The organism is Geodermatophilus sp. DSM 45219, assembly GCF_900104025.1.
GTDB lineage: Bacteria > Actinomycetota > Actinomycetes > Mycobacteriales > Geodermatophilaceae > Geodermatophilus.
Map to the genome: position 1 here is coordinate 12894 of NZ_FNIQ01000007.1, position 25614 is coordinate 38507.

The window sequence follows — 25614 nt, forward strand, 5'->3', positions numbered from 1 at the left end:
TACCGGGGTCAGGCCAGCGGGTCGCCGTCCCCGTAGGGCTGCAGGCGCAGCTGCCGGGCCGCGCCGTCCGGGGTGGTGGCCCGCAGGACGGCGAGGTCGTCGGCGCCGGCCCGGAGGAACCGGCCGGACCACTGGTCGAGCTCACCGGCGGCGATCGCGGCGACCAGCTCCACGACGAGCTCGGGCGGCGTCCAGTCGGTGAAGCCCTGCCACATCGGCATGGCGCGGGTCATCGGGGTGTCCACGACGCCCGGCGCCACGTCGAACACCCGCACGTCCAGGCCCTCCAGGGCGCCGGCCAGTGCCTCGGTCATCCGCATCAGGCCGGTCTTGGCCACCGAGTACGCCGAGTACTCCGGGCGGGCCCGCACGCCCATCCCGCTGGCGATGTCGACGACCCGGCCGCGGTTGCGCAGCACCATCCACGGGACGACGGCGCGGGCGAGCAGGAAGGCCCCGCGGACGTGGCTCTCCACGACCGCCCACCACTGGTCGGGGTCGGCCTCCCAGAGCGGCTCCTCGGCCGCGTCGATCAGCCCGGCGTTGTTGACCAGCAGGTCGACCGGGCCGAGTTCCTCGCGGACCCGCGCCACGGCGTCGTCCACGGCGGCCCGGTCGGTGACGTCGGCGGCCACGGCGAGGGTGCGGGCACCGGTGGCGGCGGTGACCTCGTCCATCGCCGCCGCCAGCCGGTCGCCGTTCCGGGCCAGGCCCGCCACGGCCATGCCGCGGGAGGCCAGCCCGTCCACCAGGTGCCGGCCGATCCCGGTCGACGCCCCGGTGACCAGCGCGACCTGACCGGCGAGTGCTGTGGCCCCGTCCCGGGTCCGGCCCTGAGCCTGCGAAGGGTGGGGAGGACGGGGTCCTTCAGCCACGGAGCTCCGCCTGCTGCGCCTGCTCGACGTGCGCGACCACGCGCTGGCGCAGCTCGGCGGCCTCCTCCCCGGACAGCGTCCGGTCGGGCGCGCGCAGGGTCAGCGAGTACGCCAGCGACCTCCGGCCCTCGCCCACCTGCGGTCCGGTGTAGACGTCGAACAGCCGCACCGCCTCCAGCAGGTCCCCGGCCGCCTCGCGGATCGAAGCCTCGACGGCCGCGGCCGGCACCTCCTCGGCGAGGACGAAGGCCAGGTCGACGAACACCGGCGGGAAGCTCGACAGGTGCGGCCCGGTGGGCACCGGCACCGGCGGCAGCGCGTCGACGTCCAGCTCCATGACCGCCGTGCGCGGGGGCAGGTCCAGCGCCGCGCACACCCGCGGGTGCAGCTCGCCGGCGTGGCCGACCACGCGCCCGTCGACGAGCAGCTCGGCACAGCGGCCCGGGTGCCAGGGCGCCCGCTCCCTCGCCCGCACGGTCAGCTCGACGCCGGCGGCCTCGGCCACCCGGCGGGCGGCCTGCACCGCGTCGGCCCAGACGGCCGGGCGGCCCTGCCCCCACCAGCCGCGCGGCTCGCGGTGCCCGGAGAGCGCCACCGCGACGTGCCACGGCTGCTCGGGCACCGCGCCGAGCAGCGCGGCCAGCGTCTCGTCGTCCGGACGCCGGTCGACGCCGGGCAGCGGGGCCGCGGGCCGCTCGCCGCCGGGGAAGACCGAGCCGTGCTCGAAGAGCGCGACGTCGCGCAGCCCGCGGGAGAGGTTGCGCGCCAGGGCGGCGAGCAGGCCCGGCAGCAGCGTCGTGCGCAGCGCCGGCTCCTCCTCCGACAGCGGGTTGCGCACCAGCAGCACCTGCCGGCGCGGGTCGCCGTCGGGCAGCCCGAGCGCGTCGAGGGCCGCCGTCCCGAGGAAGGGGAAGGACGGCGCCTCGACGTAGCCGAACTCGGCCAGGGCCCGGCCGACGGCGCGCCGGCGGCGCTGGCCGTCGGTCAGCCCGCGGCCGGGCGGCGCGGTGGGCAGCACCGAGGGGACGTCGTCGTAGCCGGCCAGCCGGACGACCTCCTCGACCAGGTCGGCGGGGTCGGTGAGGTCCGGGCGCCAGGACGGCGGGGTGACCGCCAGCGCGCCGCCGTCCCCCTCGACGGTGCAGCCGACCGCGCCGAGCAGCCCGCTGACCTGCGCCGGGGTGTAGGCCACGCCGGCGATGCGGCCGGGCAGCGCCGGGTCCAGCGCGATCGCCGGGCGCGGGCCGCGGGTGTCGACGTCCACCGGCGTGCCGACGACGCGGGCGCCGCCGTACTCGGCGAGCAGGGCCGCGGCGCGGGCCAGCGCGACCATCGTCATCTCCGGGTCCACGCCGCGCTCGAAGCGCTTGGCCGCCTCGCTGGGCAGCCGGTGCCGGCGGGCGGTGCGGGCCACGCCGGTCGGCTCCCAGTGCGCGGCCTCCAGCAGCACGCTGCCGGTGGCGGCGCCGATCTCGGTCGAGGCGCCGCCCATGACCGCGGCCAGCCCGATCGGCCCGGAGTCGTCGGTGATCAGCAGGTCGTCCGACGCCAGCCGGCGCTGGCTGCCGTCCAGGGTGGTCAGCCGCTCCCCCTCGCGCGCCCGGCGGACGACGATCGCACCGCTCACGCGGTCGCGGTCGAAGGCGTGCATCGGCTGGCCGAGCTCGAGCATCACGTAGTTGGTGACGTCGACGGCCAGCGAGATGCTGCGGACGCCGGACTGCGCCAGCCGCCGGCGCATCCACCACGGGCTCGGCGCGGTCGGGTCCAGGCCCTCCAGCGCGACCATCGAGAACCGGTCGCAGCGCTCGGCGTCCTCGACCGTCACCTGCCACGCCGGCTCCCCGGACCAGGCCGGCGGGGTCAGCGCGCCGGGGTCGCGCCACGGCACGCCGAGCCCGGTGCCCATCTCGCGGGCGATGCCGCGCATGGACAGGCAGTAGCCGCGGTCGGGGGTGACGGCGAGCTCGATGACGACGTCGTCCAGCCCGACGACAGGAGCGGCCGGGGTGCCCGGGGCCGGGGCGTCGTCGCCGAGCACCAGGATGCCGGCGTGGTCGTCGCCGACGCCCAGCTCGCGGACCGAGCAGATCATCCCGTCGGAGACGTGGTCGTAGGTCGTCCGTGCGGCGATCTGGAAGCCGCCGGGCAGCACCGCCCCGGGCAGCGCGACGACCACGGCGTCCCCGACGGCGAAGTTGGTGGCACCGCAGACGATGCCCCGCGGTGTCCCCTCCCCGACGTCGACCCGGCAGTACCGGATCGGCTTCTTGAAGCCGGTCAGCTCCTCGATCTCCAGCACCCGGCCGACGACGAGCGGGCCGGTGACCTCGGCGGGCCGGTGGACCTCCTCGACCTCCAGGCCCAGCCGCACGAAGGCGGTGTCGAGGTCCTCGACGGGGGTGCCGGCGGGGACGTCGACGTGCTCGGCCAGCCAGCCGATGGGGACCCTCACTGCTCGACTCCGAACGAAGAAGTGAACCGGACGTCGCCCTCGGCGAAGTGCCGCATGTCGCCGACGGCCGAACGGAACTGCAGGGCCCGCTCGATGCCCATGCCGAACGCGAAGCCGGTGTAGGCGTCCGGGTCGATGCCGCAGGCCACGAGCACCCGCGGGTTGACCATCCCGCAGCCGCCCCACTCGACCCAGCGCGGGCCGTCGCGGTGCTCGGGGAACCAGACGTCGAACTCCGCCGACGGCTCGGTGAACGGGAAGTACGACGGTCGCCAGCGGGTGACCGCGTCGGCGCCGAACAGCGAGCGGGCCAGGTGGTCCAGGGTGCCCCGCAGGTGTGCCATGGTCAGCCCGCGGTCGACCGCCAGCCCCTCGACCTGGTGGAACACCGGCAGGTGGGTCGCGTCGAGCTCGTCGGTCCGGTACACCCGGCCGGGCGCCACGACGTAGATCGGCGGGGTGCGGGACAGCATCGTGCGCGCCTGCACCGGGCTGGTGTGCGTGCGCAGCACCAGGCCGGAGTCCTCGGGGGCGACGAAGAAGGTGTCCATCATCGTGCGCGCCGGGTGGTCGCGGCCGATGTTGAGCGCGTCGAAGTTGAGCCACTCCGCCTCGAGCTCCGGGCCCTCGGCGACCTCGTAGCCCATCCCGACGAAGGTGTCGGCGATCCGGTCGGTGAGCGTGGTCAGCGGGTGCCGGGCGCCGCGGGGCAGCCGGTCCCACGGCAGCGTGACGTCGACCCGCTCCTCGGCCAGCACCCGCGCGTCGCGCTCGGCCTCGAGCTCGGCGCGGCGGGCCTCGAAGGCCTCGGTGACGGCCACGCGGGCGGCGTTCACCCGCTTGCCGGCGTCCGCCCTCGCCGCCGGGGGCAGCGCGCCGAGCTCGCGGCGGGCCAGCGGCACCGGCGCGCGGTCACCGAGGTGGGCCGGGCGGACGGCGGCCAGCGCCTCCAGGTCCGCGGCCCCGGTGAAGGCCTGCCGCGCCGCGGCGACCGCGGCGTCGAGGGCCTCGGGCGACAGGGCGGCGACCTGCTTGGGGTCGTAGGGGTCGTTGGCGCCAGACACGGGAGGCCATTCTGCCCGGGCCGCCCGGGCCGCCGCTGCCGGGTTTGCGGCCCGGCCCGCCCGGTGGGGGCTCACCCGATGGAGCGAGCCCGGTCCCGCGTCCGCTCAACGGGGGACGGCGGCGTCCGATGGGAGGACGTGGCTTCCTCTTCGACCCTCTCCGGTGCGGGCATCGACGACGTCCTGCGGGACGGGGTGGTGCACAGCGTCTTCCAGCCCATCGTCGAGCTCGACACCGGGCGCGTGGTGGCCTACGAGGCCCTCGCCCGGGGCCCGCAGGGTCCGCTGGAGCGCCCCGACCGCCTCTTCGCCGCGGCCCGCGCGGCCGGCCGGCTCGCCGAGCTCGACGCCGCCTGCCGCAGCGCCGCGCTCACCGGCGCGGTGGAGGCCGGCCTGCAGGCGCCGCTGACCCTCTTCGTCAACGTCGAGCCCGAGGTCCTCGACCGCGCGCCGATGGAGGAGCTGCTGTCCATCGCGCAGACCGCCCCGGGTGGCCTGCGGGTGGTCCTGGAGATCACCGAGCGCGCGCTGGCCACCCGGCCGGCCGAGCTGCTGCGCACCGTCGAGCGGGTCCGCGCCGTCGGCTGGGGCGTCGCGGTGGACGACGTCGGCGCCGAGGCGATGTCGCTGGCCTTCATGCCGCTGCTGCGCCCGGACGTGATCAAGCTGGACCTGAGCCTGGTGCAGGAGCGCCCGGGCCCGGTGATCGCCGAGATCATGAACGCGGTCAACGCGCACGCCGAGCGCACCGGCGCCGTGGTGCTCGCCGAGGGCATCGAGGACGAGGCCCACCTGCGGACGGCCCGCGCGCTCGGCGCGACGCTGGGCCAGGGGTGGTTCTTCGGCCGCCCCGGCCCCGGCCCGGTCGAGGGCGCGGTCACCGGCTCGCTGGTGCTGCCCTCGCAGCGGGCCGAGACCGTCACCCGGGACGCCGACGTCTCGCCGTTCGCCTGCCTGCCGATCGACGTCCCGCTGCGGGAGTCGCCGAAGGCGCTGCTCATCGAGCTGTCCAAGCAGCTGGAGCGCGAGGCGCTGCGGCTGGGCGAGACCGCGGTCGTGGCCGCCACCTTCCAGGAGGCCCGGCACTTCACGCCGGCCACCACGCTGCGCTACCGCGACCTGGTCGAGCGCACCGGCTTCGTCTGCGCCCTCGGCGAGGACCTGCCGGTCGAGCCGCTGCCCGGCCTGCGCGGCGCGACGCTCGCCCCCGGCGACCCGGTCCGCGGCGAGTGGGACGTCACCGTGCTGGGCCCGCACTTCGCCGCCGCGCTGCTGGCCCGCGACCTGGGCGACGACGGTCCCGACGCCGAGCGCCGGTTCGCCTACGCGCTGACCTACGACCGCGACACCGTCGTCCGCGCGACCGCGGCGCTGTTGGCCCGCGTCGCCCCGCGCTCGGAGCCGCTGCCGGCGCCGGCCCAGGCACCGGCCGCTCCGCCCGCTCCCGTCGTGCCCGACCCCGATCGGTTCGACGCCGGCGTGCTGATCGCCGCGACCGGCGACACGCTCGTCCAGGGCGCGCTGGCCTCGACGCCCACCGGCGTCTCGATCGTCGACATGCGCCGGCCCGACCAGCCGCTGGTGTACGTCAACCCGGCCTTCGAGAAGCTCGCCGGGCTGCCGAAGTCGGAGCTGCTGGGCCGCAACTGCCGGTTCCTGCAGGGCCCGGACACCGACCCGACCGCGGTCGCCGCCGTCCGCCGTGCGGTGGACGCCGGCGAGGAGTGCCGCGTGACCGTCCTCAACCACCGCGGGCCGGAGAAGACGCCGTGGTGGAACGAGTTGCACCTGGCGCCGGTCGTCGGGCCCGACGGCACGGTGACCCACTACATCGGTACCCAGGTCGACGTCACCGCGCGGGTGGACGCGGAGCGCGCCCTCGTGCAGGAGCGCGACCGCACCCGCACCTACCTGGCCCGCATCGAGGAGCTGGCCTACACCGACTCGCTCACCGGCCTGCCCAACCGGCGGCGGCTGGCCGAGCAGGTCGACACCGCCATCTGGAACGCCCGGGCCCACGGTGAGGCGGTGGCGGTGCTGTTCGTCGACCTGGTCGGCTTCAAGTGCGTGAACGACCGGTTCGGGCACGCGGTGGGCGACGAGCTGCTGGTCGCCGTCGCCGACCGGCTCCGCGGCCGGCTGCGCCGCAACGACCTGCTGGCCCGCCTCGGCGGCGACGAGTTCCTCGTCGCGCTCACCGGCCTGCCCGAGGCCACCGCGGCCGCCGAGGCCCGCCGGATCGCCGGCGAGCTGGCCGAGGTGGTGGCCCGCCCCGTGTCACTGCGCGAGCAGGAGGTCACCGTGCGGGCGAGCATCGGAGTCAGCGTCTGGCCCGAGGACGGCGCGGACTTCCCCGCGCTGCTGCACTCGGCCGACATGCGGATGTACGCCACCCGGACCGACCCGACCACCTGAACGCCGGCCCAGTCAGCCCCGCGCGAGCTGGGTGGCGTAGAGGCAGATCGCCGCGGCCGCGGCCAGGTTGAGGCTCTCGGCGCGCCCCCGCATCGGGATGCGTACCCGTGCGTCGGCCACTGCGGCGAGGTCGGCGGGCACCCCGCGGGCCTCGTTGCCGAACAACCACAGCACCGGGCCGGTGAGCCGCTCGGTGACCTCCGGGAGCGTCGCCTCGCCCCCGCCGTCGGCCGCGAACACGGTGACCCCGGCGGCCTGCAGCCGGGGCAGCAGCGCCTCGAGCGGCGTCCCGCGGACGACGTCGACGTGGAAGAGGCTGCCGGCGCTGGCCCGCACCGCCTTGCCGCCGTAGGGGTCCGCCGAGCCGGCGCCGAACACGACCGCCCCGGCGCCGCAGGCGTCCGCGGTGCGCAGCACGGTGCCGGCGTTGCCGGGGTCGGCGAGCTCGGCCAGCGCCACGGCGAGCCGCGGCGGCGCGCCCAGCAGGACGTCGGCCGGCACGTCGCGGAGCGCGCAGACCGCGACCAGGCCCTGCGGGGTGACCGTCTCCGACAGCGTCGCCGCGGCCTTGTCGGTGACCACGCGGACCGGGACGGGCGAGCCGGTCAGCAGGTCGCGGTGCGTCTCGGCGGCGGCCTCGGTGGCGAACACCTCGCGCACCCCCGCCGGGTCGGCGAGCGCCTCGACCACGGCCTGCCGCCCCTCGGCGAGGAACAGTCCCGCGGCGTCGCGGCCGGCCCGCCGGGTCAGCTTGCGCGCGGCGACCACCCGCGCCGAGCGCTCGGTCAGCGGCTCGGTCACCGTTCGTCGTCCTCCCGCGAGATCTGCACAGTGGTGGTCATCCGGCTCCCGATGGCCGCGAGTGTGCAGATCTCACGGCCCGCACACACGGCGACGCCGCCGGCGCCGGCCCGTCGAGGGGTCGGCGCCGGCGGCGTCAGCGGTGCGTTCGCTCAGGCGGCCTGGGTGCCGGTCGCCTCGGGGTTCGCGGCGAGCGCGGCGCGGGCGGTCTCCACCAGCGCGGCGAAGGCGGCCGGCTCGTTGACGGCCAGCTCGGCCAGCACGCGGCGGTCGAGCTCGATGCCGGCGAGCTTGAGGCCCTGCATGAACCGGTTGTAGGTCATGTCGTTCTGGCGGGCCGCGGCGTTGATGCGGGTGATCCACAGCTTGCGGAAGTCACCCTTGCGCACCTTGCGGTCGCGGTACTGGTAGGTCGCCGAGTGGAGGATCTGCTCCTTGGCCTTGCGGTACAGCCGGGACCGCTGGCCCCGGTAGCCGCTGGCCGCCTCGAGGGTCGTCCGGCGCTTCTTCTGGGCGTTGACCGCCCGCTTCACGCGTGCCACGGAAGGGCTCCTTCTCGTCTAGGGGGGCGCTCAGAGCCCGAGCAGCTTCTTGAGGTTCTTGGTGTCGGCCGGGGAGATGACCTGGTCCTGGTCGAGCCGGCGCTTGCGACGCGAGGACTTGTGCTCGAACTTGTGCTGGTTGTTGGCCTGCTCGCGCATGAGCTTCCCGCTGCCCGTCACGCGCACTCGCTTCACGGTGCCCTTGTGCGTCTTCTGCTTCGGCATGTCCTCGGTCCTCGTTCGTGTGTGGCGGCGCCGTGGCACGTCGACGTCGCGGCAGCCCGGGAGCTGCCGCGGCGTCCACCGGTTCCGGCGCCGGTGCGTCTGGTGGTGCGGTCCTGCGGCCGGTCAGGCCTGCGGACCCTGCCCCTCGGCGGCCTTCTCGGCCTTCGCGGAGCGGCGGGCCGCGTCGGTCGCGGCCTGGTTCCGGTGCGGGGCGATCACCATGACCATGTTGCGGCCGTCCTGCTTCGGGTTGGACTCCACGACGCCGAGCTCGGCGACGTCGGCGGCCAACCGCTGGAGCAGCCGGTAGCCCATCTCCGGACGGGACTGCTCGCGGCCGCGGAACATCACGGTGATCTTGACCTTGTCGCCGCCTCGCAGGAAGCGCTCGACGTGGCCCTTTTTGGTCTCGTAGTCGTGCGGGTCGATCTTCAGGCGCAGCCGCATCTCCTTGATGACGGTGAGCGCCTGGTTCCGCCGGGCCTCGCGGGCCTTCTGGGCGGACTCGTACTTGAACTTCCCGTAGTCCATGAGCTTGGCGACCGGTGGCTTGGCCATGGGCGCGACCTCGACCAGGTCGAGCTCGGAGTCCTGGGCCAGGCGCAGCGCCTCGCCGATCGACACGACGCCGACCTGCTCGCCCTCGGGGCCGACCAGGCGGACCTCGGGGACGCGGATGCGGTCGTTGATGCGGGGCTCGGTGATGGCCTCTCCTCTGCTGCTGCATGGGGAGGGCTCGCTCGGCCACCGGATGCCGACGTGAGAGAGGCCCCACGAGCAGTGCTCGTGGGGCCCACTCGCCGGGGTGCACCGAGCCCGGAAGCTCGTGCACGCCGCGGGCCCGGCCGGGGCCGGGCTCCGCGATCCGGGGACCTGGACGCCTCGACGGCGCCAGGTGGGAGCGGGCTCCTCTTGGTCGAGCGGCCCGGGGCAGGGCCGCTCAGTGGTTCGCGCGCCTCGTGTAGCGGGGAGGCACGCTGATACTACAGCGTCACGGGGACGGCGGTCATTCCCGGTGGTGACCGCCTGGAACGGCCACCCTCCAGGGACCCGCGCCGAGCGTGCGAGACGTGGGGGGAAGGGTGGTCCTCCTTCAGTCGTCGTAGAGCAGCGGCGGACGTGGCGGAGGCGGCGGCTGGGACGCCCGGGCCGCGGCCAGCAGCGCCCGCAGCCCCTCGACGGCCTCGACGGCGCGGTCGCCGTCGGCACCCTGGATCGCCAGCAGGGCGAACTCGTCGTCGTTGGTGAGCAGCAGCGTGGCCCAGCGGAACCGGCGGTCGAAGCGGATCGCCTGCACCGCGGTCCAGGGCACGGTGCGCTCGCCGGCCAGGTTGCGCACCCGGACGCCGGTCGCGTCGGCGTCCACCCGCGGTCGGCCCAGGGCCAGCAGGCCCGCGCCCAGCACCAGCCCGAGGCCCACGATGGCGACCTGGTCCGCGGTGGTGAAGCGCGCCACGCCGGTCGCGTTCTCCTGCAGCGTCACCCCGACGTAGGTCAGGACGGTGACGACGACGAGAGCCGCTCCCGCGCACAGCAGCCGCCATCGGCGCGGCACGGCGGAGACGGCGGTCGGCGCGGTGGCTGGCACGCGCCCATCCTCCCAGGCCGGGGCCGGGCGCCGGGCCACCCCGCGGTGCAGGCCCGCGGGTCGGGGTCTCCCACCGGGCTAGGCTGACCGCGGCGCTGCCGCCCCGTCCAACTACGGCGGAGGTCGCAGCCGACCGCCGAGAGGTGCCCGTGCGCCACGACCACCAGGGCTCGGAGCGCCCACGTCACGACCTCCCCCTCGCCGACGAGCTGTCGGCCGTCTCCGCCCGCGTGGCCGGGCTGCTGCTCTCCGAGGAGACGGTGGACACCGCGCTCGGCCTGGTCAGCTCGCTGGCCCTGGACGCCGTCCCGGGGGCGGTGGGCGCGGGTGTCTCCATCGTCGACGAGCGCGGCCGCCGCAGCTCCGGCTCCACCGACGCCCGGGTGCAGCGCGCCGACGCCCTGCAGTACGAGCTCGGCGAGGGGCCCTGCCTGGCCGCGGCGGCGGGACGCCGGATGGTCCGCGTCGACGACCTGCCCACCGACCGCCGGTGGCCGCGGTGGGCGTCGGCGGTGACCCCGCTGGGCCTGCGGGCGGCGATGAGCGTGCCGCTGGTCGCCGGTGACGCCTCGCTCGGTGCGCTCAAGGTGTACGCGGAACGGCCGGGGTCCTTCGACGTCTCCGCCGAGAGGCGGCTGACGCTGTCCGCGGCGCAGGCGGCGATCCTCGCGGCGAACGTGCAGACCCGGGAACGCGCCCGGCGGCTCACCGAGGGGCTGCGGCAGGCGGTCCGGGAGCGGGACGTGGTGAGCACCGCGAAGGGGGTCGTCATGGCCCAGCACGGGGTGCCGGAGGACGTGGCCTTCGGCATCCTCGTGTCCCGCGCGGGCGAGGAGGGCGCCGCGCTGGCCGACGTCGCCCGGACGGTGGTGGAGTCCGCCGTCCGCCGGCGACGGTGACCCGCCGCCCCGGGCCGGGCGCGCCCGAGGACCCCTCCGAGGAGGAGCGCCGCCACGCCTTGCGGTCGGCCCTCGAGGCCGCCGACCTGACCCTGGACCAGTTGTGGACGCGGTACTTCGCGATCGGCGGTCACGCAGACCTGTTCGAGGTGGAGGGCCACCTGCAGGGACTCCTGTCGCTGCCGCCCGCGGAGGTCAACGTCCTGGCCCACGCCCTCAACGAGCGGCTCGACGAGCTGGTGACCCAGCACCGGGTCCCCTACCTCCCACCGGTGCGCCGGGGCCGGACCCGCGGGCCGTTCGCCACCCTGCTGCGCCTGGTCGAGACGGCGCACCTCGCGCCCCCCGACCGGCTGCCCGCCCTGGTCGGCGAGGCCGGCGCGGCCCTGGGGGTGGAGGTGACGGTCCACGTCGCCGACCACGAGCAGCGCCGGCTGTGGCCGCTGCGGCCGGCCGGTCCCGGCTCCCCCGACTCGCTGCCCATCGACGGCTCCCTGCCCGGCCGGGTCTTCCAGTCGGTCCGGCTGCTGCCGTCCGACGCCGACGGCGTGCGCCGGCTGTGGCTCCCGCTGCTCGACGGCTCGGACCGGATCGGGGTCCTCGAGGTGCGGGTCGGCACGGAGTCGGAGCTCTACGACCCCGGCTTGCGGGAGGAGTGCCGCTGGCTGGCGGAGCTGGTCGGCTCGCTGCTGGCGTCGATGGGCCAGTACGGCGACGGGCTGGAGCGGCCCCGCCGTACCCGGCCCCGCACCGCCTCCGCCGAGCTGCTGTGGCAGCTGCTGCCGCCGCTGACGGCCGGCAGCGGGACCTTCGTGCTCTCCGGGGTGCTGGAGCCGGCCTACGAGGCGGGCGGGGACGCCTTCGACTACTCGCTGTCCGACACCACCGTCTCCCTGGCCGCCTTCGACGCGATGGGGCACGGCCTGGCCGCTGCCCTCCTCGCCGCCGCCGCGGTGTCGGCCTACCGCAGCGCCCGCCGCGACGGCCGCGGCGTCTATGACCAGGCGCGGGCGATCGACGAGGTGGTGGCGGACACCTTCCCCGGCAGCGCGTTCGTCACCGGGGTGCTCGCCGAGCTCGACGTCCCCAGTGGCCGGCTGCGCTACGTCAACGCCGGGCACCCGACGCCCTACCTGCTGCGCGGTGGGAAGGTCGTGAAGTCGCTGGCCGGCGGACGGCGCCGGCCCTTCGGGCTGGGCACCGGCGTCCTCACCGTGGCCGAGGAGGCACTGCAGCCCGGCGACTGGCTGGCGGTGCACACCGACGGCGTCACCGAGGCCCGGGACGCCACCGGCGCCTGGTTCGGCGAGGAACGGCTGGTCGACCTGCTCACCCGCGAGGTCGCCGGCGGTCAGACCCCACCGGAGACGGCCCGCCGGCTGATGCACGCGGTGCTGGACCACCAGGACGGACTGCTGCAGGACGACGCCAGCGTGCTGCTCGCGCGCTGGGCGCCGGAGCCGCGCGGACTGTGAGCCGGCCGACCCGCGCAGGACACACGGGCGCAACGGGGAGGACGCACCATGGTCCTGCGCCCCGAGTCCAGGGTGCGCCGTCGAGGAGGGGGACCCGTGACCGAAGCCCTGCCCGAGGCCCCGCCCGGCAGTGAGGGGCCGCTGCCCCTGGCCGGCTACACCGTCGCGGTGACCGCCGCCCGGCGCCGCGAGGAGCTGGGCGCGCTGCTGGCCCGCCGCGGCGCGCGGGTCGTCCACGCCCCGGCCATCCGGATCGTGCCGCTGGCCGACGACGCCGAGCTGGTCGCCGCCACCCGCGCCGTCCTGGCCGCGCCGGTGGACCTGGTCGTCGCCACCACCGGCGTCGGCTTCCGCGGGTGGCTGGAGGCCGCCGACGCGTGGGACCTGCCGCTGGTCGACCACCTGCGCGGCGCCCGGGTGCTGGCGCGCGGCCCCAAGGCGCGCGGCGCGATCCGCGGCGGCGGGCTGGTCGACGCGTGGTCGCCGGCGTCGGAGTCGTCGGCCGAGGTGCTCGAGCACCTGCTGTCGGGGGCCGAGGGCCCGCTGCAGGGACGCCGCATCGCCGTCCAGCTGCACGGCGACCCGCTGCCGGACTTCGTCGCGGCACTGCGGGCGACCGGGGCCGACGTGGTGACCGTGCCGGTGTACCGCTGGGTGCTGCCGGAGGACGTCGAGCCGGTGCGCCGGCTGGTGCGCTCGGTGGTCGCCGGGACCGTCGACGCGGTCACCTTCACCAGCGCCCCCGCGGCGGCGAGCCTGCTGGCGGTGGCCGACGAGCTGGGCCGGCGGGCGGAGCTGGTCGCCGCGCTCACCGGCGGCGTCCTGCCGGTGGCGGTGGGCCCGGTGACCGCCGGCCCGCTCACCGCCGCGGGGATCGACGCGGTGCAGCCCGAGCGCGCCCGGCTGGGCGCCCTGGCCCGCGAGGTGGTGGCCCGGCTGCCCGAGCGCGACCCGGTCCTGCGCGTCGGGGAGCAGGAGCTGCAGGTGCGCGGGCACGCCGCCCTGCTGGACGGGCGCGTGGTCGAGCTGGCGCCCGGGCCGATGGCGGTGCTGCGGGCGCTGGCGGCCCGGCCGGGCACCGTCGTCCCCAAGGCCGACCTCGTGGCCGGCCTCCCCGGCGGCGGGGACGGGCACGCCGTCGAGATGGCCGTGACCCGGCTGCGGGCGGCGCTCGGGCCCGGTGTCGTGGAGACCGTGGTGAAGCGCGGCTACCGATTGGCGGTGTGATCCCACCCTCCGCCGCAGTTGATCATGGGGTCGTTGCCGGCGACACGCGACGACTCGCCGCGGACGCCGGCAACGACCCCGTGATCACGGACGGCGAGGGTGACGACTACACCCCCGCCATCCGAGCCGCCGGTCGCAGGTAGACCGTCCAGGTGACGACGAGGCAGACCAGGTAGAAGGCGATGAACACCAGGTAGGCCGAGTCACCGGCGCCGGTGGTCAGGAACGACTGGCGGAACGCCAGGTTGACCAGCACCCCGCCGAAGGCGCCGACCGCGCCGGCGATGCCGATGAGCGCGCCGGACGTGCGCAGCGCGTGCCGGTCGGCGGCGTCGCCGTCCTCGCCGGCGGCCACCCGCTGCTGGGCCTGGCTGCGGAAGATCGCCGGGATCATCTTGTAGGTCGAGCCGTTGCCCACCCCGCTGAGCACGAACAGCGCCACGAACCCGACCACGAACAGCGGCAGCGACTCCAGCCGGCTCGCCGTCCACACGATCGACGCGCCCACCGCCATCGCCGCGAAGTTCCAGAAGGTGATCCGGGCACCGCCGAAGCGGTCGGCCAGCGAGCCGCCGAGCGGGCGGATCAGCGAGCCCAGCAGCGGGCCGAGCCAGGTCAGCGAGGCGGCGGCCAGCGGCGTGGCGAAGTCCTGCGTGAACTGGTTCTGCAGCACCTGGCCGAAGGCGAACCCGAAGCCGATGAACGACCCGAAGGTGCCGATGTAGAGGAACGACATGATCCAGGTGTGCGGCTCGCGGGTGGCCTCGCGCATGGCCCGCGGCTGGTTGCGCGCCGTCGTCAGGTTGTCCATGAGCAGCGCCGCGCCGACGGCGGCGGCGACGATCAGCGGGATGTAGACGACCAGCACGATCCGCGGGTGCTCGACCCCGGCGGTGGCCAGCACGAGCAGGCCGACCAGCTGGACGACCGGGACGCCGAGGTTGCCGCCGCCGGCGTTGAGGCCGAGCGCCCAGCCCTTGAGCCGGTTCGGGTAGAAGGCGTTGATGTTGGCCATGGAGCTGGCGAAGTTGCCGCCGCCGACACCGGCCAGGCAGCTGACCAGCAGCAGCGTCGAGTAGTCGACGCCGGGCTCGAGGACGACGGCCGTGGCGATCGTGGGCACCAGCAGCAGCGCGGCGCTGACGATCGTCCAGTTGCGGCCGCCGAACGTGGCGACGGCGAAGGTGTAGGGCAGCCGGACGAACGCGCCGAGCGCCGTCGGCAGCGTGGTGAGCAGGAACTTCCCGGCCGGGTCGATGCCGTACACCGCCTCGGGCAGGAACAGCACGAGCACCGACCACAGGCTCCAGACGGAGAAGCCGATGTGCTCGGAGAACACCGAGGAGAACAAGTTGCGGCGGGCGACCGGCTTGCCGGTGGACTCCCAGAAGGCGGGGTCCTCCGGGCGCCAGTCGTCGATCCAGCGGCCGGGGCGCGGCCTGGCTGGGAGCGGCGCGGTCGGCTGTCGGGTGGTGGGCGTGGGGGCGGCCATGGGGCAGAACGGTGACGCCCCGTCGTTCCCCCGCCGTTGCTGCCGGGCAGATCTCGTGTTCCGTTGTGCTCACCGGCGCTGACCCGCTGTGGTGAGGCCCCCGCCGCCGGAGTGCGCACCGCCCCGGCCAGCGGAGAGGATCGGTCCCGTGACTGCGACCGAGGAGACCCCGGCCACCGGCCGCGCCCTGTTCGAGGCCGGTGCCGCGGTCGCGGGGTCGATGAGCCGCAGCGCCGCGACGCTGGTCTACCCCGGCCCCGGCAGCCGGGCGGCGGTGCGGCTGGAGGAACCCCTCGCCCGCTGCCTGCGCACGGCCGCGGACGAGGCGGTGGTGATCCCGGTCCCCCGCGAGCGGGCCCGCGCCGGCGCCGTCCTCGCCTTCGCCGTGGAGCACGCCGTCGCGCTGGCGCGCGGCGGGCGGCCGGTCCGGGACGACGGCTTCTTCACCCCGCGGACCGGTGGCCGCTCGCCCGCCGACTCGGTCACCGAAGCCGTGGTCGCCGCCGCCCGCGCCTCGCACGACGAGCGGCGGGTGCGCCACCTCGGCTACCTGCTCGCCGAGGTCGTCTCCTCCCCCGACCTGGACGCCGCACTGGTCGACCGGGCGCTGGCGCTCGCCGCCGGGCTGGACTGGCGGCAGCTCGCGCTGCTGGCCGGGGTCGGCCGCCGCGACCGCTCGCCGCTGCCGATGACCCCGCTGTCCGACGACCCGCGGGGCTGGACCGCGTGGGGCGCCCGCGAGGACGTCGCCGACCTGCAGCGCACCGGCCTGCTCGACCCGCCGCCCGCGCAGCCCCGGCCCGGGGGCGCGGCCCTCCCCCGGCTGCGCCCGGCGGACCTGCGGCTGACCCGCCGCGGCGTGCTCGTGCACCGGCTGCTGGCGCTGGGCTTCGTCCGCGAGGACGACGTCGCCACGGCGTTCGCGGACCTCGCCCTCCCCGGCTGATCCCCCGGCAGGATCGGAACCGGTCCGTGACCCGCGGCTGTGGGTCTGCGGCTGCCCCCACCGCGTGGAGAGGGCAGGGACCGGGGAGGGGACGCGGGTGGCCGACGGGGGCTTCGCGGAGTTCGTGGCCGCTGAACAGGCGGCCCTGCTGCGCCTGGCCGTCCTGCTCTCCGGCGATCGCGGACACGCGGAGGACCTCGTGCAGACCGCACTGCTCAAGACCTACCGGCACTGGGACCGGATCAGCCGCTCCGGGACCCCCACGGCGTACGTGCGCCGGGTGCTGGTCACCACCCACGCCGGCTGGCGCCGCCTGCTGTGCACCACCGAGCAGGTGGTGGAGTCGGTGCCCGACCGGGCGGCACCGGCGCAGGCGGAGGGCGACGAGCAGCTGCGCGCCGCGCTGCGGGAGCTGCCGGTGCGGATGCGGACGGCGGTGGTGCTGCGCTACTTCGAGGACCTCTCCGAGCAGCAGACCGCGGACCTCATGGGCTGCTCGCCCAGCACGGTGAACACGCAGACCGCCCGCGGGCTGGCCCGGCTGCGCACCGCGCTCGCCGCGCTGCAGCCGACCGGGAGGGAGGAGCGGTGAGGGACGACGAGCTCCGGGACCGGCTGCACGCGCTGGCCGCCGCCACCGCGCCGCCGCCGCGCGGTGACCTGGCCGCGGTGGTCGAGCGGCGGCACCGGGCGCGGCGACGGGCGCAGCTGCGGGGTGGCGCGGCCGCGGTGGCGGTCGCGGCGGCGGCCGTCGTCGCCGTCCCGGTGGTGGCCGACGGCGAGCCGGCCGGATCGGTCGCCGCCGTCGCCGAGGGGGCGCCCGCGGACGCCGCCGTGCCGGGCGGTCCGACCCGGGGCTCGCTGGCCGGCGACGCGGCGTTCCTGGAGGCCGTGCGGCAGCTGTCCTGGAGCGACCCGGGTGCCGGTGCAGCCGACCCGCCGCCGGCGGGGTCGCAGGTCGTCTTCGCCGGCGACGTGCCCAGCGGGCGCTGGGCGCTGGTCTCCCGCCCGCTGACCGTGCCGCCGCCGCTGGTGGACGACGACGAGCTGGAGCGCCGGCTGGGCGTCGACTCCGTCGCCCTCGCCTGGTTCGCCGGCCCCCCGGGTGCGGAGCCGGACGAGCTGCGCCTGAGGACCGGCCCCGTCGTGACCGCGGCCGGCGAGCCCGCCGCGCTGTGGGACCCCGCGACCGGGACGCTGGCCGTCGTCTCGCCGCCCCCCGCCTCCACCGCCCGCGTGGTCGACGGCGACGGCGCCCCGCTGGCCGAGCTCGCGCTCGTCGACGGGGTGGCGGTGCAGTCCGCGCCGGAGGGGACGGCCACCGTCGAGGTGCTGGCCGCGGACGGCGCGGTGCTCGCGTCGGTCGAGCCACTCACCGCCCGGGGCGGATGACCGGCGTGCGGGCCGCTCCCCGGCGTCGCCGACCGTCGCACGCTGACCGGTCGCACGAGGTCGCTGCCGCCGTCCCGCCCCCTGACGGTCAGCGCCGGCGGACGGCCCGCAGGACGGTGTCGGCGACGGGCAGCTCGTGCCCCGCGGGGCCGCTCGCCGTCCGCGCGCGGTCCTCGCAGACGACGACGTCCCAGACCCCGGGGTCCAGCGTCGCGGCGACCTGCTGGGCGGTGAAGAACATCTCCGGCATCCCGGTGTGCAGCTCGCTGGCCACGTGCCCGACGACCAGCAGGCTGCCGCCCGGGGCGACGGCGGCCGCCAGCCGCGCGAACACCGGGTCGCGGTCGGCCGCCGGCAGGTGGAAGTACTGCGCCGACACCAGGTCGAAGGCCCCCGCCGGCGGCGTCCAGCGGGTCAGGTCGGCGTGCACCCACTCGACCCGCCCGGCGGCCCCGGGGTCGAGGCGCTCGGCCGCCGCGGCGGCGCGGGCCAGCGCGACGGTGGAGAAGTCGGCAGCCGTGACCTGCCAGCCGCGGCCGGCCAGCCAGAGCGCGTCGCCGCCCTCGCCGCTGCCGGCGTCCAGCGCCCGGCCCGGCGGCAGGTCCGCGGCCTCGGTCACCAGCTGCGGGTTGGCCCGGCCACTCCACAGTGCCGGCGCGATGCGGTAGCGCTCCTCCCACGAGGCCTCGTCGAACCCGAGCTCGGCATGCCGGCGGTGTGCGTCGTCGTCCATGTGCGGCAGACTCCCCCGGGGGACGCCGTCTTGACAAACGGCCTTGCCGGACCAGCAAATGGGTCATGGCCGACGAGGAGACGACCGACGCCGTGCTGACCGCGGTCGGGCCGCGGTTGCGCGAGCTGCGCCGGCGGCGCGGCAGCACCCTGGCCCAGCTGTCGGAGGAGACCGGCGTGTCGGTGAGCACGCTGTCCCGGCTGGAGTCCGGGCAGCGGCGGCCGACGCTGGAGCTGCTGCTGCCGCTGGCCCGGGCCCACCAGGTGCCGCTCGACGAGCTGGTCGGCGCGCCGGAGACCGGCGATCCGCGGGTGCACCTGCGACCGCGCCACGGCCACGGGGGCGTGACCGCCGTCCCGCTGACCCGGCGGCCGGGCGGCATCCAGGCGATCAAGCTGGTGTACCCGCCCCGGACGCCGTCGGGCGAGCCCGAGCTGCAGACCCACGAGGGGTACGACTGGGTGTACGTGCTGTCCGGCCGGCTGCGCCTGCTGCTCGGCGAGCACGACCTCGTCCTCGGCCCCGGCGAGGTCGCCGAGTTCGACACCCGCACCCCGCACTGGATCGGCAACCCTGGCGACTCGCCGACCGAGGTGCTGGCCCTGTTCGGTCCGCAGGGCGAGCGGATGCACGTGCGCGCCCGCCCCGCCCGCCGGTGACCGTTCCCGACTCCCGAGGACGGGGGCCGCGCCGACCTGCACCTTCACCGGACGACGCAGTGGCAGGGTGGGTCACGTGCCGATGTCGTGGGTCGACCGGAGCTGGCTGCGGGTCCGGCCGTCCACGCCGCTGTGGTCCTGGGCCTGGCCGCCCTGTTCGTCGTCGCGTCGCTGACCGTGGATCCCGCGGATGGGGTGCCCATCGGTCTCGGGATCCCCGCCCCGCCCCTGCTGCTGTTGGGGCTGACCTGGTCGCACCCGGCGATCGAGGACCCCTACCAGTTCGACGGGCTGTCGACCGTGCCCTGGCTCGCGGTGACCTTCGGCCCGGCGGTGCTCGACGTGGTGCTGCACGGCGCCGTCATGGTCTCCGTGGGGGCGCTGCGTGGGCGCCGAGGCGGACCGCGACCCCGCTGAGCCGGCCGGCGTCCGGAGTCACCGCGGCCGCGCTCGCACGAGGAGTTGATCATGGGGTCGTTGCCGGCGACACGCGCAGACACACCGTACGGAGCAGCAACAACCCCATGATCACGGCCGGCTGAGGTCCTGCTCAGACCTCGACGACGACCTCGCCGTCGGACTCGTGCACCGGGTACAGCCGGATCGGCGCGGCCCCCGAGGTCGAGGCGCCGTCGCTCCACCGATAGGCGTAGAGGTGCAGCGGGCAGAGGAGCACGTCGACGTCGGTCTGCCCGTCGGCGAGCGGCCCCCCGGCATGCGGGCAGGCGGCCTGGGTGGCGTGCAGCGAGCCGTCCCGCAGCCGGAACACCGCCACCTGGACGCCACCGGCGACGAACGCCCGTCCCTCTCCCGGCGGGATCTGCTCCACCGGCCCCAGTGCGTGCTCGGTGGTCGTGCGGAGATCGGTGAGGCTCATCGGGCGGGCACCTTCGGGAGGTCGATCAGCGGCAGGGAGGTGCGGAACTGGCCGGGGGTGGCCGGCTCCTTGCCGTCCTGGCCCCACGGGTCGGTGTAGGCGTCGACCGACCTCTGCAGGGCGGCGTCGAGCTCGGCCACGATCCCCTCGCTGTCCTCGAGCAGCACCGCCCGGATCCGCTCCAGGCCGATCCGCGGCACGAAGTCGTAGCTGCGCTCCAGCCAGTTGGCGTTCTCCCGGTAGTACTGGAGGAACCGGCCGGTCAGCCGGAGCACCTCCTGCGGGGAGCCGACGGTGGCCAGCAGGTCGCCCTTGCGGACGGTGGCCCCGGCGGCACCGCCGACGTGGACCTCCCACTTCCCGTTGCCTACCGCGACGACGCCGACGTCCTTGACGTAGGCCTCGGCGCAGTTGCGGGGGCACCCGACGACGGCGAGCTTCATCTTCGCCGGGCTCTCGATGCCCTGGAAGCGGGTCTCCAGGTCGATGCCGAGCTGGGTGGAGTCGCCCAGGCCGAACCGGCAGAAGTCGCTGCCCACGCAGGTCTTCACGGTGCGGAAGCTCTTGCCGTAGGCGTACCCGGACGGCATGCCCAGGTCGTCCCACACCGCCGGCAGGTCCTCCTTGCGGACGCCCAGCAGGTCGATCCGCTGCCCGCCGGTCACCTTGACCATCGGGACCTCGTACTTCTCGGCCACCTCGGCGATCCGGCGCAGCTGGGCCGGGGTGGTCACCCCGCCCTTCATCTGCGGGACGACGGAGAAGGTGCCGTCGCGCTGGATGTTGGCGTGGACGCGGTCGTTGATGAACTCGCCGTCCTTCTCCGGGACGAAGTCCACGCCCCAGAGCATCTTGAGCAGCGAGGTCAGGCCCATCTTGGACTTCGCGTCCTCCTTCCCACTCGGGGCGAGCGCGGCGAAGACGGCCGAGACGCTGCGCAGGTCCTGCTCGCGGATGGCGGCCATCAGCTCGGGCTTGGCCATCGGGATGCCCGGCACGTAGTACGAGGCGGCCGGGTCCTCGGCGAGGTCGCCGTCGGCGGCCCACTCGACGATCTGCTTGACGAGTGACTTGCACGAGCCGCAGCCCTTGCCGGCGCGGGTGGCGTCCATGACCGCGCCCACGCTGCCGCACCCGCCGGCGACGGCTCCGCAGATGTCGCCCTTGGAGACCCCGTTGCAGTTGCACACCTGGGAGTCGGCGGGCATCTCGGCGACACCGACCTCTTCCGCGCCGTCGGAGAGGTCGACCAGCAGCCGGATCCGCTCCTCCGGCAGCGGCGTGCCGCGGTCGAAGGCCTGGGTCAGGTAGGCGACCTTGCGGGTGTCCCCGAGCAGCGTCGCGCCGATCAGCACGTCGTCCCGGATGACCACCGACAGGTGCACGCCGCGCTTGGGCTCGGAGATGACGAGGAACTCGTCGTCGTCCCGCTCGGGGGTGTTGACCCCCATGGTGGCGACGTCGACGCCGGCCACCTTGAGCTTGGTCGCCGTCCGGCTGCCGTGGTACTCGGCGTCGGGGTCGGTGCCGGTCAGCACGTCGGCCAGGACCTTCGCGTGCTCCCACGCCGGGGCCACCAGGCCGTAGACCGAGCCGCGGTGCTGCGCGCACTCCCCGATCGCGTAGACGTCGGGGTCGTCGGTGCGCAGCTGGTCGTCGACGACGATGCCGCGCTCGACCTCCAGCCCGGAGAGGACGGCGACGTCGCTGTTGGGGCGCACACCGGCGGCGACGACGAGCAGGTCGGCGTCCAGCCGCCGGCCGTCCTTCAGCACGACGCCCTCGACGTGCCCGGTGCCGAGCACCTCGGTGGCCAGGACGTCGCAGTGCACGGTGATGCCCAGCGACTCGACGCTCCGCTTCAGGATGGCGCCGGCCTCGGCGTCGAGCTGCATGTTCATCAGGTGCGGCATGGCGTGCACCAGGTCGACCTGCAGGCCGTGGCCCTGCAGCGCGCGGGCCGCCTCCAGGCCGAGCAGGCCGCCGCCCATCACCACCGCGCGCCTGCACCGGCCGGTGGCCTCGAGCATGGCGCGGGTCTCGTCGATGGTGCGGAAGCCGTACACGCCGGGCAGCAGCTCGCCGTCGTCGGTCCGGACGCCCGTCATCGGGGGGATGAACGAGTAGCTGCCGGTGGCCAGCACCAGGTGGTCGTAGGGGACGACGCTCCCGTCGTCGGCGTGCACCTGCTTGGCGGCGGTGTCGATCCGCGTCGCCCGGACGCCGGCCCGCAGCTGCACGCCGTTGTCGGCGTACCAGTCGTGGCTGTTGAGGACGATGTCGTCCTCGTGCGACTCCCCGGCCAGCACCGGCGAGAGCATGATCCGGTTGTAGTTGCCGTGCGGCTCGTCGCCGAGGACGGTGATCCGGAACTGCTCGCCGCCGCCGCGCTCGAGCACCTCCTCGACCAGCCGGGCGCCGGCCATGCCGTTGCCCACGACGACCAGGCGGCTGCGCTGGTCGAGGTCGTCGTCGTCCAGGTGCAGAGCGGTCGAGCCGGCCGGCCGGCCACCCAGGACGGCAGTCATCAGACCTCCACCAGCCCGAGGTCGACGACCAGCTCGCCGGTCACGCCGATCGGCGCGGCCGCCTGCAGCTCGACCACGGTGCCGCCGGGCATGTCCTCGACCACCCGCAGCGGCACGTGCACCTCGTTCTTCGCCCCGATGGGGAACCAGCGCACCGGCACCCCGTCGCGCACCAGCAGCACGTAGACCAGGTGCTCGGTGGAGTTGCCGCCGCGGAAGTACAGGGCCTGGGCGGCGGCGCCGGCGGGCACCGTGTAGCGCAGCGCGGGGTCGACCGGGCCCGGCTCGTCCAGGCCCTCCCCCGTGATCGGGTACACGCCTTGCAGGAATCGGGGGGTGCTCTTCACGCGGGGGGTCCTCCTCGGTGCGGGGAACGCGGGCTCCGGACTGCCTTTATCGCGATAAAGGCGGTTCGGGGTGCGGGACGGCGGCAGCGGCGTGCGCGCCGGGGTCGGGGTGTGCGGGCTGGTCCCGGGCTGGGTGGCGGCCTCGGGGGCGGGCAGCCGCTCGACCGGGCCGGCGACGCGGGTGACCGCGACCGCGCAGACCTTGAAGGCGGGCATCCCCGACGTCGGGTCGAGGGCGGGGTCGGTGAGCGCGTTCGCGCTGGAGCCCCCGCCCCAGTGGAAGGGCGCGAAGACGACGTCGGGCCGGATGTCGTCGGTCAGCAGCGCCGAGAACCGGGCGCGGCCGCGGCGGGTGGCCAGCTCCACGACGTCGTCCGGGCCGATGCCCAGCCGGCGGGCGAGGTCGGGGTGCAGCTCGGCGCGCGGCAGCGGGGCGACCAGCTGCAGGCTCCTGGTCCGCCGTGTCTGGGTGCCCGACTGGTACTGCGCCAGCACCCGGCCGGTGGTGAGCACGTAGGGGTAGTCGCGGTCGGGCCGCTCGTTGGCCTCCACGTGCTCGACCCGGACGAACCGCGCCCGTCCGTCGGGGGTGGCGAACCGCTCGGTGAACAGCCGCGGGGTGCCCGGGTGGTCGGGCGCGGGGCAGGGCCAGAAGACGCCCTGCTCCTCGTCGATGCGCCGGTAGCTGATGCCGGAGTAGTCGGCCGCTCCCCCGGCGCTGGCCCGGCCGAGTTCGGCGAAGACGGTCTCCGGGTCGGCGGAGAACAGGTGCCCGGCGCCGAGCCGCCCGGCCAGCTCGGCGAGCAGCTGCAGGTCGTCGCGGACGCCGTCGGGCGGGTCCAGCGCGCGCCGGCGGCGGACGACCCGCCCCTCGAGGTTGGTCATCGTGCCGTCCTCCTCGGCCCACATGGCGCTGGGCAGGACGACGTCGGCGAGCTCGGCGGTCTCGGAGAGGAAGAAGTCGCTGACCACGAGGAAGTCCAGGTCGGCCAGCCGGCTCATCACCCGCCGTGCGTCGGGCGCGGACACCGCGACGTTGGAGGCGAGCACCAGCAGCGTGCGCACCCCGCCGTCGGTGCCGAGCGCGTCGAGCAGCTCGAACGCCGACGGCCCCGGCTGCGGCAGGTCGTCGGGGTCGACGCCCCAGACGGCGGCCACGTGCGCGCGGGCGGCGGGGTCGGCGAGCCTGCGGTAGCCGGGCAGCTGGTCGGCCTTCTGCCCGTGCTCGCGGCCGCCCTGCCCGTTGCCCTGGCCGGTGACCGTGGCCCAGCCGCTCCCCTCCCGGCCGGGCAGCCCCAGGGCCAGCGCCAGGTTGATCCACGCCTGCGCGGTGTCGGTGCCGCTGCGGTGCTGCTCGGCGCCGCGGGCGGTCAGCACGATGGCCCGCCCGGCCCGCGCGAGGGCGAAGACGGTGCGCCGCTGGTCGGCCACGGGGACGCCGGTGAGCCGCTCCACCCGGTCGGGCCAGTAGGCCGTGACCCCCTCCCGGACCTGCTCGAAGCCCGTGGTCCGGGCGGCGACGTACTGCTCGTCGACCAGGCCCTCGGCGATCGCGACGTGCAGCAGCCCGTTGGCCAGTGCCAGGTCGGTGCCCGGCAGCGGCTGCAGGTGCAGTGCGGCGTTGCGGGCGGTCGCCGTCCGGCGGGGGTCGACGACGACGTGCTGGGCACCGCGGGCCCGCCCCTCGTCGAACCACTGCATCGCCGGCGGCATGGTGTCCGCCGGGTTCGACCCGACGAGCACGACGACGTCGGCCGCGGCGACGTCGGCCAGCGGGAACGGCATGCCGCGGTCCAGGCCGAAGGCGCGGTTGGCCGCCCCCGCCGCCGAGGACATGCAGAACCGGCCGTTGTAGTCGATCCGCGAGGTGCGCAGGGCGACCCGGGCGAACTTGCCGAACTGGTAGGCCTGCTCGTTGGTCAGCCCGCCGCCGCCGAAGCAGCCGACGGCGTCGCGGCCGTGCTCGGCCTGGGTGCGCCCGATCGCCTCGACCACCCGGTCCAGCGCCGCGTCCCAGGTCGTCTCCACCAGCGCGCTGCTGCGGTCGCCGGGGACGGCGCGGACCAGCGGGCGGGTCAGCCGCTCGGGGTGGTCCAGCAGCTCCGGCGCCGACCAGCCCTTGGAGCACAGGCCGCCGCGGTTGGTCGGGAAGTCCGCCGGCTGCAGCGTGGCGGGGCGGTCGCCGCCGGTCATGGTGACCCCGCACTGCAGCGAGCAGTACGGGCAGTGCGTCTGCGTCGTGCGGGTGCGGGGACCCACGCCGGCGAGCACTCCGGGCAGGGCGGTCGCGGTCACGGGGACGAGGTTCCGGGGCCGCGGTTTCCCGGCGGCGGCATCGACGTCAAGCCTGCGTTCCGTCGACCTCACGGCGTCCCGCCGGCGGTTGTTAGGACCGACCTACGCTGGCCGGGTGGCCGACCGCGTGATCTCCGTGCACCTCGGCACCCCGTCGGTCCGCCTCGCCGAGCAGCGCGACGTGCCGCGGATCGCTGCCACCCTCACCCTCGTGCAGGCCACCTCCCGCTGGGCCCGCTGGGCGCTCCCGGACGACGGCCGCGTGCAGCGGCTGACCCGGCTGCACGAGCTCGACGCCGCGCACCGCGCGGTCTCGACCGGCACCGGGTGGGTCACCGAGGACGTCTCCGCCGTCGCCACCTGGGAGGCCCCGGACGGCGCGCCGGGCACCCGGCCGCTGCCCGACGACGTCCGTGAGGCCCTCGCCCGGGAGCTGCCGCACATCACCGGCTCGCACTGGTCGCGGGTCCGGGAGACCCACGCGCTGGTCGACGCCGCCCGCCCGGCCGGCCCGCACTGGTGGCTGGCCCACCTGGGCACCCGGCCCAGCAGCCGGCGCCGCGGCTACGGCACCGCGCTGCTGGCCCCCGGGCTGGCCTCCTGCGACACGACCGGCCTGCCCGCCGCGACCGTCGTCTCCACCTGGGCCGCGGTCCGGTTCCTGCGGCGGCTCGGCTTCGAGGTGGACCGGGAGGTGCCGTCGGCGGACGGCGCCCTGCAGCAGTGGCTGCTGGTGCGCCCGCCGCAGGGCTGACCACCCCCCGGCAGGGTCCTGCGGG

General features: G+C 75.9%; 23 protein-coding genes. 10 read left to right on the forward strand and 13 right to left on the reverse strand.

Annotation, left to right across the window (positions count from 1 at the left end):
- Positions 1-8: 8 nt before the first annotated feature.
- Genes BLR12_RS20365 through pheS form a run of 3 tightly spaced genes read right to left on the reverse strand, consistent with a single transcriptional unit; the run spans position 9 to position 4394 of the window.
- Complete coding sequence (locus BLR12_RS20365; protein WP_091382009.1) at positions 9-875, reverse strand: SDR family NAD(P)-dependent oxidoreductase; 867 nt, start codon at positions 873-875, stop codon at positions 9-11.
- A complete protein-coding gene (gene pheT / locus BLR12_RS20370; RefSeq protein WP_091382011.1) occupies positions 868-3330 on the reverse strand; it encodes a phenylalanine--tRNA ligase subunit beta in 2463 nt (820 codons plus the stop codon). Before pheT ends, BLR12_RS20365 begins: the two co-directional genes overlap by 8 nt.
- On the reverse strand, positions 3327-4394 hold the full coding sequence (gene pheS, locus BLR12_RS20375) for a phenylalanine--tRNA ligase subunit alpha (RefSeq protein ID WP_091382012.1): 1068 nt from the start codon (positions 4392-4394) through the stop codon (positions 3327-3329). Before pheS ends, pheT begins: the two co-directional genes overlap by 4 nt.
- A 138-nt stretch (positions 4395-4532) precedes the next feature.
- On the opposite strand from pheS, the gene BLR12_RS20380 reads away from it, so the two are divergent.
- Entirely contained in the window at positions 4533-6809 is a 2277-nt protein-coding gene (locus tag BLR12_RS20380) for a diguanylate cyclase domain-containing protein (protein ID WP_255363668.1), read from the forward strand.
- Between the two features lie 12 nt (positions 6810-6821).
- Here BLR12_RS20380 and BLR12_RS20385 read toward each other — a convergent pair whose 3' ends face one another.
- The 5 genes from BLR12_RS20385 to BLR12_RS20405 form a co-directional block, all read right to left on the reverse strand.
- On the reverse strand, positions 6822-7610 hold the full coding sequence (locus tag BLR12_RS20385) for a TrmH family RNA methyltransferase (RefSeq protein ID WP_091382015.1): 789 nt from the start codon (positions 7608-7610) through the stop codon (positions 6822-6824).
- Between the two features lie 152 nt (positions 7611-7762).
- Positions 7763-8152, reverse strand: coding sequence for a 50S ribosomal protein L20 (rplT, locus tag BLR12_RS20390; RefSeq protein ID WP_091382017.1), 390 nt, complete (start codon positions 8150-8152; stop codon positions 7763-7765).
- A gap of 30 nt (positions 8153-8182) precedes the next feature.
- On the reverse strand, positions 8183-8377 hold the full coding sequence (gene rpmI / locus BLR12_RS20395) for a 50S ribosomal protein L35 (RefSeq protein ID WP_091156063.1): 195 nt from the start codon (positions 8375-8377) through the stop codon (positions 8183-8185).
- Between the two features lie 123 nt (positions 8378-8500).
- The gene (infC, locus tag BLR12_RS20400) at positions 8501-9130 is read right to left on the reverse strand and encodes a translation initiation factor IF-3 (protein WP_091382292.1); all 630 of its coding nucleotides are present in this window, start codon (positions 9128-9130) and stop codon (positions 8501-8503) included.
- Positions 9131-9470: 340 nt separating this feature from the next.
- Positions 9471-9965: a PH domain-containing protein gene (locus tag BLR12_RS20405; RefSeq protein WP_091382019.1), complete on the reverse strand. Its 495-nt coding sequence runs from the start codon at positions 9963-9965 to the stop codon at positions 9471-9473.
- A 149-nt stretch (positions 9966-10114) separates the two neighbouring features.
- Here BLR12_RS20405 and BLR12_RS20410 point away from each other — a divergent pair, with 149 nt between their 5' ends.
- The 3 genes from BLR12_RS20410 to BLR12_RS20420 all read left to right on the forward strand — a co-directional run bounded on the left by BLR12_RS20410 (position 10115) and on the right by BLR12_RS20420 (position 13566).
- Positions 10115-10864 (forward strand): GAF and ANTAR domain-containing protein, encoded by a 750-nt coding sequence (locus BLR12_RS20410; protein WP_143018824.1) that lies wholly within the window; start codon positions 10115-10117, stop codon positions 10862-10864.
- Positions 10861-12339 carry a PP2C family protein-serine/threonine phosphatase gene (locus tag BLR12_RS20415; protein ID WP_091382022.1) on the forward strand — a complete coding sequence of 493 codons (1479 nt, stop codon included), beginning with the start codon at positions 10861-10863 and terminating at the stop codon, positions 12337-12339. The genes BLR12_RS20410 and BLR12_RS20415 overlap by 4 nt, the downstream gene beginning before the upstream one ends.
- A gap of 96 nt (positions 12340-12435) precedes the next feature.
- Positions 12436-13566 (forward strand): uroporphyrinogen-III synthase, encoded by a 1131-nt coding sequence (locus BLR12_RS20420; RefSeq protein WP_091382024.1) that lies wholly within the window; start codon positions 12436-12438, stop codon positions 13564-13566.
- A 106-nt stretch (positions 13567-13672) separates the two neighbouring features.
- Here the strand turns inward: BLR12_RS20420 and BLR12_RS20425 are convergent, their stop codons facing one another.
- On the reverse strand, positions 13673-15058 hold the full coding sequence (locus tag BLR12_RS20425; RefSeq protein WP_091382026.1) for a nitrate/nitrite transporter: 1386 nt from the start codon (positions 15056-15058) through the stop codon (positions 13673-13675).
- Positions 15059-15206: 148 nt separating this feature from the next.
- On the opposite strand from BLR12_RS20425, the gene BLR12_RS20430 reads away from it, so the two are divergent.
- The 3 genes from BLR12_RS20430 (at position 15207) to BLR12_RS20440 (ending at position 17396) form a co-directional block, all read left to right on the forward strand.
- Complete coding sequence (locus tag BLR12_RS20430; RefSeq protein WP_091382028.1) at positions 15207-16004, forward strand: vWA domain-containing protein; 798 nt, start codon at positions 15207-15209, stop codon at positions 16002-16004.
- Positions 16005-16101: 97 nt separating this feature from the next.
- Positions 16102-16596, forward strand: a complete 495-nt coding sequence (locus BLR12_RS20435; RefSeq protein WP_091382030.1) for a SigE family RNA polymerase sigma factor — start codon at positions 16102-16104, stop codon at positions 16594-16596.
- The gene (locus tag BLR12_RS20440; protein WP_091382032.1) at positions 16593-17396 is read left to right on the forward strand and encodes a hypothetical protein; all 804 of its coding nucleotides are present in this window, start codon (positions 16593-16595) and stop codon (positions 17394-17396) included. The genes BLR12_RS20435 and BLR12_RS20440 overlap by 4 nt, the downstream gene beginning before the upstream one ends.
- Positions 17397-17484: 88 nt before the next feature.
- Here the strand turns inward: BLR12_RS20440 and BLR12_RS20445 are convergent, their stop codons facing one another.
- On the reverse strand, positions 17485-18129 hold the full coding sequence (locus BLR12_RS20445; RefSeq protein WP_091382034.1) for a class I SAM-dependent methyltransferase: 645 nt from the start codon (positions 18127-18129) through the stop codon (positions 17485-17487).
- Positions 18130-18194: 65 nt separating this feature from the next.
- Between BLR12_RS20445 and BLR12_RS20450 the strand changes: the two genes are divergently transcribed.
- Both BLR12_RS20450 and BLR12_RS20455 read left to right on the forward strand, forming a co-directional pair.
- Positions 18195-18788 (forward strand): helix-turn-helix domain-containing protein, encoded by a 594-nt coding sequence (locus BLR12_RS20450; RefSeq protein ID WP_091382037.1) that lies wholly within the window; start codon positions 18195-18197, stop codon positions 18786-18788.
- 87 nt (positions 18789-18875) lie between these two features.
- A complete protein-coding gene (locus BLR12_RS20455) occupies positions 18876-19205 on the forward strand; it encodes a hypothetical protein (RefSeq protein ID WP_091382039.1) in 330 nt (109 codons plus the stop codon).
- Positions 19206-19338: 133 nt separating this feature from the next.
- On the opposite strand, the gene BLR12_RS20460 is transcribed toward BLR12_RS20455, so the two are convergent.
- Genes BLR12_RS20460 through BLR12_RS20470 form a run of 3 tightly spaced genes read right to left on the reverse strand, consistent with a single transcriptional unit; the run spans position 19339 to position 24835 of the window.
- Positions 19339-19665, reverse strand: a complete 327-nt coding sequence (locus tag BLR12_RS20460; RefSeq protein WP_091382042.1) for a Rieske (2Fe-2S) protein — start codon at positions 19663-19665, stop codon at positions 19339-19341.
- Positions 19662-22193: a nitrite reductase large subunit NirB gene (gene nirB, locus BLR12_RS20465; RefSeq protein WP_218120769.1), complete on the reverse strand. Its 2532-nt coding sequence runs from the start codon at positions 22191-22193 to the stop codon at positions 19662-19664. The genes BLR12_RS20460 and nirB overlap by 4 nt, the downstream gene beginning before the upstream one ends.
- Positions 22193-24835, reverse strand: a complete 2643-nt coding sequence (locus BLR12_RS20470; protein WP_218120770.1) for a molybdopterin oxidoreductase family protein — start codon at positions 24833-24835, stop codon at positions 22193-22195. Before BLR12_RS20470 ends, nirB begins: the two co-directional genes overlap by 1 nt.
- Before the next feature lie 115 nt (positions 24836-24950).
- On the opposite strand from BLR12_RS20470, the gene BLR12_RS20475 reads away from it, so the two are divergent.
- Positions 24951-25589: a GNAT family N-acetyltransferase gene (locus BLR12_RS20475; RefSeq protein ID WP_255363669.1), complete on the forward strand. Its 639-nt coding sequence runs from the start codon at positions 24951-24953 to the stop codon at positions 25587-25589.
- The last annotated feature ends 25 nt before the right edge of the window (positions 25590-25614 follow it).